General features: G+C 61.4%; 10 protein-coding genes. 8 read left to right on the top strand and 2 right to left on the bottom strand.

All coding sequences use genetic code 11. The annotated features are described in order from the left end of the window. The first annotated feature begins 2 nt into the window (after window positions 1-2). The 3 genes from BH682_RS27015 to BH682_RS27005 all read left to right on the top strand — a co-directional run bounded on the left by BH682_RS27015 (window position 3) and on the right by BH682_RS27005 (window position 3,236). Window positions 3-755 carry an IclR family transcriptional regulator gene (locus BH682_RS27015; protein ID WP_003943227.1) on the top strand — a complete coding sequence of 251 codons (753 nt, stop codon included), beginning with the start codon at window positions 3-5 and terminating at the stop codon, window positions 753-755. Between the two features lie 98 nt (window positions 756-853). Then, window positions 854-2,044, top strand: coding sequence for a 4-hydroxybenzoate 3-monooxygenase (locus BH682_RS27010; RefSeq protein WP_007730544.1), 1,191 nt, complete (start codon window positions 854-856; stop codon window positions 2,042-2,044). Between the two features lie 322 nt (window positions 2,045-2,366). Beyond that, window positions 2,367-3,236 carry a TIGR03619 family F420-dependent LLM class oxidoreductase gene (locus BH682_RS27005; RefSeq protein ID WP_065352786.1) on the top strand — a complete coding sequence of 290 codons (870 nt, stop codon included), beginning with the start codon at window positions 2,367-2,369 and terminating at the stop codon, window positions 3,234-3,236. Window positions 3,237-3,279: 43 nt separating this feature from the next. Here the strand turns inward: BH682_RS27005 and BH682_RS27000 are convergent, their stop codons facing one another. Together BH682_RS27000 and BH682_RS26995 are read right to left on the bottom strand one after the other, a co-directional pair. After that, window positions 3,280-4,602 (bottom strand): ClC family H(+)/Cl(-) exchange transporter, encoded by a 1,323-nt coding sequence (locus BH682_RS27000; protein ID WP_075834699.1) that lies wholly within the window; start codon window positions 4,600-4,602, stop codon window positions 3,280-3,282. A gap of 114 nt (window positions 4,603-4,716) precedes the next feature. After that, window positions 4,717-5,337 carry a LysE/ArgO family amino acid transporter gene (locus BH682_RS26995; RefSeq protein WP_003943198.1) on the bottom strand — a complete coding sequence of 207 codons (621 nt, stop codon included), beginning with the start codon at window positions 5,335-5,337 and terminating at the stop codon, window positions 4,717-4,719. 75 nt (window positions 5,338-5,412) lie between these two features. Here BH682_RS26995 and BH682_RS26990 point away from each other — a divergent pair, with 75 nt between their 5' ends. The 5 genes from BH682_RS26990 to BH682_RS26970 all read left to right on the top strand — a co-directional run bounded on the left by BH682_RS26990 (window position 5,413) and on the right by BH682_RS26970 (window position 12,615). Beyond that, a complete protein-coding gene (locus BH682_RS26990) occupies window positions 5,413-6,306 on the top strand; it encodes a LysR family transcriptional regulator ArgP (RefSeq protein ID WP_007730552.1) in 894 nt (297 codons plus the stop codon). 148 nt (window positions 6,307-6,454) lie between these two features. After that, on the top strand, window positions 6,455-7,927 hold the full coding sequence (locus BH682_RS26985; protein ID WP_054826947.1) for a class I adenylate-forming enzyme family protein: 1,473 nt from the start codon (window positions 6,455-6,457) through the stop codon (window positions 7,925-7,927). An 85-nt stretch (window positions 7,928-8,012) separates the two neighbouring features. Further along, a complete protein-coding gene (locus BH682_RS26980) occupies window positions 8,013-9,860 on the top strand; it encodes a DUF3556 domain-containing protein (protein ID WP_042451545.1) in 1,848 nt (615 codons plus the stop codon). Then, window positions 9,857-11,290: a phytoene desaturase family protein gene (locus BH682_RS26975; RefSeq protein WP_075834697.1), complete on the top strand. Its 1,434-nt coding sequence runs from the start codon at window positions 9,857-9,859 to the stop codon at window positions 11,288-11,290. The genes BH682_RS26980 and BH682_RS26975 overlap by 4 nt, the downstream gene beginning before the upstream one ends. A 35-nt stretch (window positions 11,291-11,325) precedes the next feature. Beyond that, window positions 11,326-12,615: a PucR family transcriptional regulator gene (locus BH682_RS26970; RefSeq protein WP_063315534.1), complete on the top strand. Its 1,290-nt coding sequence runs from the start codon at window positions 11,326-11,328 to the stop codon at window positions 12,613-12,615. Window positions 12,616-12,629: the final 14 nt, after the last annotated feature.

The following is a 12,629-nucleotide window of genomic DNA, read 5'->3' as shown; positions in this document are numbered from 1 at the left end:
GAATGGCATCAGGCGAGCGTTCGTTGATCGGCCGGGCATTTATCGTGCTCGGTGCCTTCGACGCGAAATCGCCGCGGTTGACGCAGTCGGAGATCAGTCGTCGCAGCGGTTTGCCTCTGCCCACCGTCCACCGACTGTGTGGGCAGTTGGTGGCTGAGGGCGCACTCGAGCGTCGGAGTGACGGCAAGTACCAGGTCGGAGTCCGGTTGTGGGAGATCGGCGCTCTTGCTCCCGGCGCTCACGGCCTACGGCAGGTGGCGTTGCCGTTCCTCGAGGACCTGTACGAGGTCACCCGAGAGAACGTGCAGTTGGTCGTTCGTGAGGGCACCGAGGCTCTGTACCTCGAGCGCTTGTCCTCGCGTAGCGCCGTCACCGTGGTCGGCCGTGCCGGCGGAAGATTGCCGTTGCACGCGTCCAGCGGTGGATTGATTCTCCTTGCGCACGGCGGAACCGAGCTTCTCGACGACGTCCTTCGCGCCGGCCTCGAGTCGTTCACTCCCAAAACCATTACTTCCGAGCGGATTTTGCGAGCAACTCTCGACGAGATCAGGCGCGCCGGATTCGTGGTCTGTCGTGAGTATCTGAACGTCGGAACCCTTGCCGTCGCCGCTCCTGTCCGCGAAGCCGGGGGCAGTGTCGTGGCAGCGGTCTCGACAGTTGTTCCGGTGGAGCAGGATCCGGCTCCTTTACTGCCGGCGTTGGTCGCGGCCGCCCGTGGAATATCACGCGGGCTTGGTAGCGGTGGGTTTCGATAGCTCGTTTCGGTCTTTCACTGAGTGAAATTGCAGCTGTTCAGAGGAGTGATCGTGGTCGAGGGTGGTCTCAATCGTCACTCACCTCAGGAGCTCTCTGTATGTCTTCTTCACGCACCCAGGTCGGAATCGTCGGTGGTGGTCCCGCCGGGTTGATGCTCTCGCATCTGTTGCATCTGAAGGGAATCGATTCGGTTGTCCTGGAATGCCGCACCCGCGAAGAGGTAGAAGGCACCATTCGTGCCGGGGTGCTCGAACAGAACACGGTTGATCTCATGGTCGAGACCGGACTCGGTGATCGACTGAAGCGGGAGGGCCTCGAACATCACGGAATCGAGTTGCGATTCGGTGGACGAGGGCACCGAATCGCGTTCGACGAACTGACCGACGGGCGAGCAGTCACGGTGTATCCGCAACACGAGGTGCTCAAGGATCTGATCGCGCGGCGTCTCGCTGACGGCGGGGACATTCGATTCGGAGTGTCCGACGCGCAAGTACACGATCACGAATCGGATCGCCCGAGTATCACTTTTGTCGACTCGGACGGAAATGATCAGAAGCTCGAGTGCGCCCTGGTGGCCGGTTGCGACGGTTCACGCACCGGAACGCGAAAGCTGATTCCCGAACCGTCGATCCGAACGGATCATTTCCGCCAGTATCCCTTCGCGTGGTTCGGCATCCTGGCCGAGGCGCCGCCGTCGTCCGAAGAACTGATCTATGCCAACCATGAGCGCGGGTTTGCACTGATCAGCACACGGACGCCCGAGGTACAGCGTCATTACCTTCAGGTCGATCCGGACGACTCCGTGGACAACTGGTCCGACGATCGAATCTGGGACGAGCTGCACATGCGCGTCGACGGTGAGGGGGCGGAGATCAAGGACGGCAGGATCTTTCAGAAGTCGATCCTCCAGTTCCGCAGCTTCGTGTGTGAGCCGATGCAGCACGGCAACCTGTTTCTTGCAGGGGATGCGGCGCACACCGTGCCGCCGACCGGCGCGAAGGGAATGAATCTCGCGATCGCCGACGTCTACGCACTGGCGAAGGCAATGGACGGTTTCTTCACCTCGTCCGACCGAAAGATGCTGGACGGGTACACCGAAACGGTGTTGCCGCGTGTGTGGCGGACGCAGCACTTCTCGTGGTGGATGTCGTCGATGCTCCATCGCTTGCCAGACGACAGCGGTTTCGGGCATCGCCGACAGTTGGCCGAGTTGGACATGGTCACGCGTTCGGTGGCCGGACGAACGCTGATCGCCGAGAACTACGTCGGAACTCCCTTGCATCAGTAGGCCGATTCGCAGGTTGCACGGTGCGAAATCAGGGGGAGTGGGGTGCCAGGTGTCACCAGGACCCCGAAGTTCTTGGTATGTGTCCGCCTGGCGGGAAGCCGCCGAGCCGAAGTAGCGGGAGCTTTGTAACCTCGAACACGTCCTTGTCCAACCGAGGGTGGCTGATGCTTCGACCGCACTGCGGGGGAGTTGTCGTATGACTGAGCGTTGCAAGAAGTGACTGTTCAGGATCCACTGTCTCCCAAGCCGATCGGTGCGAACCGACTTCGAGCTCATCGAGGCACTTCAGTCGCTCCGGTCAACTGAACAGAGGGATCTTCCGATGAAGTTCAGCCTCGCCGTGGCGATGATTCCCCTCTCTCAACTCGTTGCACTTGCGAAAGTGGCCGAAGAATGCGGCTTTTCTTCGATCACGATGCCCGACTCACTGTTCTTTCCCGAGCGGGGCGCTACTGGGTATCCGTATACCGCTGACGGTGTGCGGATGTGGGACGCGAAGACACCATTTGTAGACCCCATGATTGCCGCGGCCTTCATGGGACCCGGAACGTCGAAGATTCGCTTTTATCCGCAGGTGCTCGAGCTCAGCTCACGCAATCCTCTGCTGCTGGCAAGCCAGGTGGGGTCGGTCGCGAATCTGACAGGAGGCCGCTTCGGTCTCGGGGTCGGTGTGGGCTGGGCGCCAGAGGAATTCGAGTGGTGCGGCGCTTCCCCCAAGGATCGAGGCCCGCGAGTCGACGAGATGCTCGAGGTACTGCGACTGGTTCTAGGCGGCGGTATGGTCGAACATCACGGCAAGTTCTTCGACTTCGACAGGCTGCAGATGAGCCCGGCGCCGGTCGATCCCGTCCCCATCTACATCGGAGGACATTCCGCGGCCGCATTGCGCCGTGCAGCGCGAGTGGGTGACGGTTGGACCTCGGCTACAGTCTCTTTCGCTGATCTGCAAGCTCTCATCGCGAGGATCGGCGTCCTGCGGGTCGAGTACGGGCGCGCCGAGTCCCCGTTCGAAATTCAGGCCGTCTGCGCCGATCGCTTCGGTCTCGACGGCTCCCTGGAACTGGCCGATAGCGGAGTGACGGAATCGATCGTCATTCCTTGGGCCATGTACGGCCTCGGGTTCGACTGCGACCTGGAAGCGAAGAAAGATTCGGTACGCAGGTTCTCCGAGGAAGTCATCTGCAAATTCTGAATTCACGTAGCGCACCCGTGCTGCAATGACCCGTGTGCGGGGATCAATCCGTATGCGGGCGTTGCGGCTCCAACATCCGTTCGCGCAGACTGTCGTAGATAGGTGCCGACCCTGCCGACGTGGTGACGAATACCGCTGCCGCAGTGGCAGCGAGCATCGGGACCAGCGTCGACGTCACCGCGGTCATTTCGACCACGATCACGATGCCGGTGAACGGTGCGCGTACTACGGCGCCGAAGAAGGCCGCCATACCGACGGTGGCCATGGTGACCGTGAGCCCAGCGTCCACTCCGGGCACGAAGCTCGACAGTCCGGTGAAGATCGACCCCCAGAGCGCGCCGAGAGCGAGTAAGGGAGCGAACAGTCCGCCGGGAGTTCCAGCGGCATACGAGAGCGGGCCGGTGAAGAACCGAACCACCAAGTACAGCAGCAGGATCGGCAGTAGGAAGGTCCTTCCGCCGACGATCATCTGTGCAAGAACGTCGCCGCCCCCACTGGCCAACGGGTCGAGGAACAGCGTCAGGCCGATGACGGCGCCGATCGTTGCGCCGATGACAGTCGGTGGGATCTTGTCGAGCCGTGCCACGATGTCGAGTAGTCCTAGAATCAGGCGGTTGTACGCAATACCCAGTAGCCCCGTGAGGATTCCGAAGACGACGAACAGTGGCAAGAATGCGAGTTGAGGTGTCGGGACGGTGCCGACTTCGAAATCGGGTTGATCACCGATGACGATCCGTGCACAGCCCACCGCCACTGAAACACCGAAAAGCGTTGGCAGCACGGTGCGCAGCCGGAACGAGTGCGTCACCTCCTCGCAGACGAACAGTGCTCCCGCGATCGGCGCGTTGAATGCGACAGCGAGTCCTGCTCCGGCCGTGGATGTTTGCAGCATGGCGACGTCGGGTTCGGTGAGGCGGGCTCGCCGTCCCGCTTCTGCTCCGATCGCCGCACCCATGTGTACGGTGGGGCCTTCACGACCGAGAACCAGACCGGAGCCGATCGCCAAGAGGCCGCCGATGAATCTGGCGGGCACGAGATTGATTCCCGGCGGTTTCGCTTCACCGCGGGACACCGCCTCGACGTGCTGGATGCCGCTTCCCTTTGCGAGGGGCACTCGTCTGACGATCAGTACGGCAAGTACGGTGCACAGGGCCACCAGGAGGACCGGCACGAGCCACCCGACGTACGGAACGTGATGCGCCCAGTTCACGATCGCCTGACGAAGTTCGTCGGCCCTGATCAGACACCAACGGAACGCGCCGCCGACAAATCCGACCCCGACGCCGGCGACCGCAGCGAGTAGACACAGCAAACCCAGTCCGCGGTCGGAGTCACGCGGTTCGGTGCCGCCATCGTCCTCGGTCATCGTGATCAGCCCTACCTGATGGTCACAACTCGCGACAGGTGAATTGAGCTTCCTCACCTTGGACGGTAACCCATCGCGCTACCCGCAGGGTCGGATCGAGGTTGTGCAGCCTGGTCACAATTCGACAAGCAGGCTGATTCCGAGAACTGCCATCATCACGGCGATCAGAGCATCGAGAACCCGCCACGCGTTGGGTTTCGCAAAAAGCGGCGTCAGCAGACGTGCGCCGTAACCGAGGGCGCCGAACCAGACCACACTTGCCGTGATGGCACCGGCGGCAAACCACCAACGTCCGATCTCGCCGCGACCGTTGGCGATGGAACCCATGAGCACGACGGTGTCGAGGTACACGTGTGGATTGAGCCAGGTGAGAGCCAATGCCATCGTGACGGCGGCAAGCCTCGACCCGTTGCCATGTCGATCCGGTGCCAACGTCTGGGGGTGAAGTGCCCGCTTGGCGGCGAAGAGCGAATAGCTGAGGAGGAAAACGGCGCCGGCGATACGAACGAACGTGATCATCGACGGTGCGTGTTCGAGGAGGGTCCCGATTCCGCTGACGCCCGCGAGGATCAGAATTGCGTCTGACAACGCGCACACTGCGACGATCGGGAGTACGTGCGATCGCGTCAGGCCTTGACGAAGAACAAACGCATTCTGGGCGCCGATTGCGACGATCAAAGACAGTCCGACCCCGAAACCGACGAGGGCCGACGCAGGGTCGTTGGTGCTGAGCATGTTGTCGAGCCTGCCGCGCAGATATCATTCAGTCCAGCTAATGATTCTAAGGACACATCAGAGTAGCTTCAGATTATGTTGGATTTCGAGCAACTGAGGGCATTGCACGCCGCGGTCGACGAGGGAACCTTCGAGGCGGCGGCGCGGAAACTACACATCACGCCTTCGGCGGTCAGCCAACGAATCAAAGGTCTCGAGACCTCGGTTGGCCGGATCCTGGTGCAGCGCACCAAACCCGTCCAGGTCACCGATTCCGGGAGAGAAGTCCTGCGTCTTGCACGTCAGATAGACGCTTTGTCGCGTGACACCGTGCGAGAGCTCGGCCTTGAAAATGGTTCAGGGATGTTTGCGCGTGTCTCGATCGCGGTCAATGCCGATTCGCTGTCCACCTGGGTTCTCGGGGCCCTCGCGGAGTTCACGCAAGAAGTCAGTTTCGATTTTCATCTCGACGATCAAGACCACACCACCGAACTGCTGCGCGACGGTTCGGTCATGGCTGCCGTCACGTCTGTTGCGTCACCGATTCAAGGGTGTACCTCCAGTCGGTTGGGCATCATGCGGTATCGGCCGATGGCGAGTGCAGAGTTCTGCCGTCGTTGGTTCGCAGACGGTGTCACGGCCGAATCCCTTTCGGAGGCGCCGCTGGTGGTGTTCAATCGCAAGGATCTGCTGCAGGATCGGTACCTCGATCAAAAGGTCGGCCACCCCGCCGATCCGCCCCGTCATCTTGTTCCTTCATCGGCAGACTTCGCGGACGCCGTCAGGCGGGGATACGGCTGGGGATTGATACCGGACCTGCAGCGCGGCGACGACGATCGTTCCGGCGTGCTGATCGGATTCGATCCGGACTTCGTGGACGACGTTCCGCTGTACTGGCAGCAGTGGAAACTGTCGTCACCTGTCTTGCGCCGGATCTCCGAGGTGGTGACCAGACGCGCCCACGAGGTGTTGCATCAGCCGTCTAGCTGATGTGCACCGCACGTGCGGTGTTGTGCTCGGGCGGTGTTGTGCTCAGGGAACAAAGAACCTGGACAAGTTGATCCCCTGGGACCGTTTCTTCGGCCGCAGGACGCCGATAGTGTTTTGAGTCACACACGAATGAAAGGTGCTGACTCTCGTGGCGAACATCGGATATCTGGCTTGGGATCTTGCAGAGAAGTACGGGCAGAAGCCGTGCTTGCGGGACGACCACGTCGAACTCACGTATGAAGAGTTCGCAGATCGCACGGAAGCTGTTGCCGCGCAATTGGCTGGACTCGGAATCGGCCTCGGTGACGTGGTGGCGATCATGCTGCCCAATCGCGTCGAGTTGCTGATCGCGATCATGGCTGCCTGGCGCATCGGTGCTGCCGCTACACCCATCAATCCGATGTTCACCGCGAACGAAGCGGACTACCAGATCGCGGACTCCGGGGCCGAGTTGGTCATCACCGCCACTGCCGACGCACCCTCGGGCGGCCGCGCAGTGTTGGCCGTCGAGGATCTGGCGACAGTGCCGCCGACCGATCCCCGACCCGGAATCGATGTTGCAGCAGACGATCTGGCGTTGCTCATCTACACCAGCGGCTCCACCGGACGGCCCAAGGGAGTGATGCTGACTCATGCCAACCTGCAGTTCATGGCTTCGTCGATGGGCAAGAACATCGGTGTTACCGGCGCGGATCACTGCCTGCTGATTCTGCCGCTGTTCCATGTCAACGCGATCTGCGTCAGCGTCTTGACGCCCTTACTTGTCGGCGGACAGGTGAGTGTCACCGGGAAGTTCTCGGTTTCGAGATTCTTCGACGACGTCGCGCGGCTTCGCCCCACGTATTTCTCGGCGGTGCCGGCAATCTACGCGATGCTGACCTCACAGCCGGAAGACCCTTCGATCGACACGTCGTCCTTGAGGTTTGCCGTGTGCGGTGCGGCGCCGATCAGCAAGGAACTCCTCGAACGCGCTGAGCAGCGTTTCGGTTTCGTGATCGTGGAAGGTTACGGACTCACCGAGGGGACCTGTGCGTCGGCCTGCAATCCTGTGGACGGCGTGCGCAAACTCGGTACGGTCGGCCCGGCGTTGCCCGGCCAGCAGATTTCCATTCTTGCCGAGGACGGAACCTTTGCGCCCGCCGGGACTGCCGGAGAGGTGGTCATCAAGGGTGGCAACGTGATGCGTGGCTATCTGGGTAAGCCGGAGGAGACTGCGAAGACCGTCAAGGATGGTTGGTTGCATACCGGTGACGTCGGAGTCCTCGACGAGGACGGCTACCTGACCCTGGTCGATCGCATCAAGGACATGATCATCCGTGGGGGAGAGAACATCTACCCCAAGGAGATCGAAAACTCGCTCGCTACACATCCTTCCGTGCTCGAGGCAGCCGTCATCGGCGCTCCGCACCAGGTCTACGGAGAGGTGCCAGTTGCCTATGTTGTCGCCTACCCCGATGCACCCGTCACCGAAGACGAACTGCTCGAACATGTCACGGCCTTGCTCACCCGAGTAAAGGTGCCAGTGGCGATCTACGTCGTCGATGCGCTTCCCCGAAACCCGGTGGGCAAGATCGACAAACCTGGAATGAGACGAGCTTTGAGCGCAACTCCCGCTCACTAGTCACTTCCCCGTAATACCAGCACAGCTCGACGACGTCCGTCGAGTCGATCCGTCATGCCCACATTCCGTATTTCAGGAGCACATCATGGGATTCAAAGAAGGAAACTTCCCTCCCGTCGATCCGGCAACGTTCATGGACAAGCCGTTTCTCGAGCGTCTGCGTGACATGTCCACGCACTGGGTGGATTACGGCTTCGGTACGCCGAAGATGGTCCACACCGTCTACATCATGAAACTGTTGTTCCTCTACCTGGCAGCTGGAACAGCCGTTGCCACTTTGACTTCCGGCCTCTCGTGGTTCGACATCGGATCGTGGTGGAACCAGCCGATCGTCTACCAGAAACTCATCATCTGGACGATGATGCTCGAGATGCTGGGCTTGGCAGGATCCTGGGGGCCGCTCGCCGGCCACTTCAAGCCGATGACCGGTGGAGTTCTCTACTGGCTCCGCCCCGGCACCATTCGTCTGCCACCGTGGCCGGGCAAAGTGCCGCTCACCTCGGGTGACACCCGCACGGTGTTCGACGTCTTCATCTATGTCGCCGCAGTCGCCAATCTCCTTGTTGCCGCTGTTCTCCCCGGTGTTCACACCACAGGAATCGACTCGGCAATCGCTGACAATGCCGGACTGGTGCGCCCGACGGTCTTGTACTCCTTCCTGGTACTCATGGTGATTCTCGGGTTGCGGGACAAGGTGCCCTTCATCGCTGCCCGTAGTGAGCAGTACCTGCCGGCGATCTTCTTCTTCACATTCCTGCCGTTCGTCGACATGATCCTGGCGCTCAAACTGCTGATCGTCATGGTGTGGATCGGTGCCGGTGTCTCGAAGTTCGGTCGCCATTTCTCGCTGGTGGTTCCTCCGATGCTCAGCAATACCCCGTGGATCCCGTCGAAGAAGATCAAGCGCGCCCACTACCGGAATTTCCCGGAGGATCTGCGGCCTTCACACCTGGGCGGCGGCGTCGCACACGTGGCCGGAACGATGGTCGAAATCGTCACCCCGTTGATACTGCTGTTCTCGACGAACAAAACCCTCACGATCCTCGCCGTGATCCTCATGGTCGGATTCCATCTGTTCATCGCGTCGACCTTCCCGCTTGCCGTCCCACTCGAATGGAATCTTCTGTTCGCCTACGCCTCGGTCTTTCTGTTCCTGGGATTCCCGGCATGGGACGGCTACGGACTCGGCGCCATGTCCTCACCGTGGATTACCGCGGGAATTGTTGCAGCCCTTGCCTTCTTCCCCATTCTCGGAAACCTTCGACCCGATCTGGTGTCCTTCCTGCCGTCGATGCGCCAGTACGCCGGCAACTGGGCATCCGCGACGTGGGCATTCGCGCCGGGCGCTGAAGCCAAGATCGACCAGTTCATCAAGCGTCCGTCGCCGGATACGCGCAATCAGTTGATGACGATGTACCCCGAAGATGTGTCCGATGTCGTTCTGCATCAGCTGTTGGGCTGGCGTTCCATGCACAGCCAGGGGCGTGCGCTGTTCTCTCTGATGATCAGGCACCTCGGCGACGACATCAACACGTACTCACTGCGGGAAGCAGAGTTCATGTGCAACTCCATCGTCGCCTTCAACTTCGGTGACGGGCACCTGCACGACGCGAAGTTGATCGCAGCCATTCAGCGTCGCTGCAATTTCGCACCCGGTGAGTTCCTGGTGACCTGGATCGAATCGCAGCCCATCCACAAGGGAACGCAGGAGTACCAGGTGATCGATGCCGCTCTCGGTGTCATCGAACGAGGTACTTTCAAGGTCGCCGACGCAGTCGCCGAACAGCCGTGGTTGCCGAACGGGCCCATTCCGTTCGACGTTCAGTGGACACTGGACGTACGGGCCGACCGCGCGGCAACGGATCCGCAGGTTGTCTCCGAACCGAAGATGCGTACGAGGGTCAGCGGTAGCGAGCAAGAGGTGAGTAAGTGACAAAGGCCGTAGTCGTCGGCAGCGGGCCCAATGGGCTCGCTGCCGCGGTACACCTCGCACGTAGCGGTGTGGACGTGCAGGTGCTCGAGGCTGCCGACCAGATCGGCGGAGGCACCCGCTCCGGTCCGATCGACGTGCCGGGGTTGATCCATGATCACTGCTCGGCGTTTCACCCGATGGGTATCGGCTCGCCGTACCTGTCCAAGCTGGACCTCGAGCGATACGGGCTGATCTGGAGATGGGCAGAGGTGGACTGCGCGCATCCGCTCGACAACGGGGACGCCGGGGTTCTGTACCGCTCGCTGGAGCAGACGGCTGCGGGACTCGGCGCTGACGGGCCTCGATGGCAACGCATGTTCGGTGACTTGTCGACTGGGTTCGATGCGCTGGCGTCCGATCTGATGCGCCCGATCGTCAATGTTCCGCACCATCCGCTGCGGCTCGCAGCTTTCGGTCCGCGAGCGCTGCTTCCGGCAACGGTGACCGCGAAGTTGTGGAAGACGGACAAGGGGAAGGCGCTGTTCGGCGGGGTTGCCGCACACGCCTTCTATCCACTCACCCGTCCGGCCACCTCGGCGGTGGGATTGATGATCACTGCTGCTGGTCACCGCTACGGTTGGCCGGTTGCCGAGGGAGGTTCGCGGTCGATCACCGACGCGATGGCTGCGATGCTCCTCGATCACGGCGGCAAGATCGACACCGGCGTTCGGGTTCGTACGGTCTCCGAGATTCCGGACGCCGATGTTGTTCTGCTGGATGTCAATCCGGGGGGTGCGCTCGAAATTCTGGGCGATCGACTCCCTGGTCGAGTGGCGAGGGCCTATCGAAAGTTCAAGCAGGCTCCCGGAGCATTCAAGGTCGATTTTGCGATCGAAGGTCATGTGCCGTGGACCAATCCGGACTGTGGTCGGGCCGGAACTGTGCATCTGGCAGGTGGTTTCGACGAAATCGTGGCCGCTGAGCGTGAGACGAATTCAGGCCGTATGCCGGACCGGCCGTTCGTGCTCCTAGGTCAGCAATACCTGGCTGATCCCACCCGATCTGCCGGGAACGTTCATCCGCTGTATGCCTATGCGCACGTGCCTCACGGTTACGCCGGCGACGCTACGGAGGCGATCATCCGTCAGATCGAGAGGTTTGCGCCAGGATTCCGGGAGCAGATCGTCGCGACGTCGAGCAGTGGTACAGCTGACCTGGCAGAGGACAATCCGAATCAGGTAGGCGGCGACATCATCGGAGGTGCCAACACCGAACTGCAGGTTGTCTTGCGTCCGCGCGTCGCAGTCGATCCGTACAGCACGGGGATCGCGGGCACTTACCTGTGCTCGGCCTCGACCCCGCCGGGTGCCGGAGCACATGGAATGTGCGGGTACAACGCAGCCGAATCGGCTCTGAAGTACCTGCGACGAAAGGGTGCGGAAGTTCTGTGAGTAGTCCATCGCACAAGGAGCGAGGCGCCGGTGCGATGCGGCGCCTCGCCCGAGTGCCTGCAGCCGCGGAGCCGGAAGTGCTTGCGGTGGTTGCCGAGTTGGCACGACGACTCGACGAGCGCAGCGCCGACATCGCGCGTGAGATGGCCTTCATGATGGCTCACGAAATCGACCAATTGGATGCAGACGCCAAATTGCTCGAAATGCTCGAGGCCAGCGTGCAGGGAAACATCACGACGATCATCCACGTATTGGCCAACGACATTCCGATCGATCATCTCCAACCCACCACTGCTGCAGTGGAATACGCTCTGCGTCTGGCGCAGCGGGATGTCCCGTCCAACTCCCTTGTCCGGGCCTATCACATGGGCCAAGGCGATCTGATGCGGATCTGCCACGACGAGATCAGCACACTGGATATTCCGGCGCGACTCACTTTGGCTGTCCTGAAACACACTTCGGACGTGGTCTACAGCTACATCGACTGGATCACGCTCTACGTCTTCGACGCGTACGAGCGGGAACGCAGTCGATGGATGGCAGCGCAGGGAAACCTCCATTCGGCCGCAATCCACGCCCTCCTGTCCGGCACCAACGCAGATACCGCTGCTTTCGAAGCGGAGACAGGGTACCGCCTCGGTCAGAACCACGTCGCCCTGGTGGTCTGGTCGACGTGGGATGCCGACGTCATGGGCATCAATACGCTGGACCGACTCGTACGTGATCTCGGCGCAGCGGCGGGAGCGGACAAGCCGCCGATCATCACCGCCATCGATCGACGCACGGTGTGGGCGTGGCTGCCGTTCGGTCGCCGGGTGCCTGCGCCGGATCCGGAGGTTCTCGCGGCGGCAGTGCCGTTGGACGGCGGGGCGCGGGTGGCAATCGGACTGCCGGGGTCAGGGGTCGACGGTTTCAAACGGTCCCACGAACAGGCAACCGCCGCCTATTCGGTTGCTGCCGTCCCGGATACACCGCAGCGACCTGTGGTGAGCTTCGGAGACCGCGGCGTCGCTGTGGTTTCACTTCTGTCCGAGAACATCGATTCGACGAAGTCGTGGGTCTGGGAGGTGCTTGGCCCGTTGGCGGAAGATACGCCCTCTGCTGCATCCTTGCGGACGACGTTGAGTGTGTACTTTGCACATGGTGAAAGTCATCTGCACACTGCCAATCACATGAATCTGCACCGGAATACGGTGAAGTATCGCATCAACAAGGCGCTCGGCGATCCAGTTGCTGCCGGCCGAGACAAGTTGGATCTTGCTCTGGCCCTGCAGGTTTGTGAGTTGTTGGGTAGATCGGTCTTGCGCCCGGCCAAATCGTCGTGAGTCGTGGATGCGAC

The organism is Rhodococcus sp. YL-1, assembly GCF_001942025.1.
Taxonomy (GTDB): domain Bacteria; phylum Actinomycetota; class Actinomycetes; order Mycobacteriales; family Mycobacteriaceae; genus Rhodococcus_F; species Rhodococcus_F qingshengii.
This window is presented reverse-complemented; position numbering and strand designations above follow the sequence as displayed.

What these genes read in the sequence shown, in the direction of transcription:
- BH682_RS26990 (WP_007730552.1), top strand. Translation starts at nt 5,413, where the DNA reads ATGTTGGATTTCGAGCAACTGAGGGCATTGCACGCCGCGGTCGACGAG.
- BH682_RS26980 (WP_042451545.1), top strand. Translation starts at nt 8,013, where the DNA reads ATGGGATTCAAAGAAGGAAACTTCCCTCCCGTCGATCCGGCAACGTTC.
- BH682_RS27000 (WP_075834699.1), bottom strand. Translation starts at nt 4,602, where the DNA reads ATGACCGAGGACGATGGCGGCACCGAACCGCGTGACTCCGACCGCGGA.
- BH682_RS27005 (WP_065352786.1), top strand. Translation starts at nt 2,367, where the DNA reads ATGAAGTTCAGCCTCGCCGTGGCGATGATTCCCCTCTCTCAACTCGTT.
- BH682_RS26970 (WP_063315534.1), top strand. Translation starts at nt 11,326, where the DNA reads ATGCGGCGCCTCGCCCGAGTGCCTGCAGCCGCGGAGCCGGAAGTGCTT.
- BH682_RS27015 (WP_003943227.1), top strand. Translation starts at nt 3, where the DNA reads ATGGCATCAGGCGAGCGTTCGTTGATCGGCCGGGCATTTATCGTGCTC.
- BH682_RS27010 (WP_007730544.1), top strand. Translation starts at nt 854, where the DNA reads ATGTCTTCTTCACGCACCCAGGTCGGAATCGTCGGTGGTGGTCCCGCC.
- BH682_RS26995 (WP_003943198.1), bottom strand. Translation starts at nt 5,337, where the DNA reads ATGCTCAGCACCAACGACCCTGCGTCGGCCCTCGTCGGTTTCGGGGTC.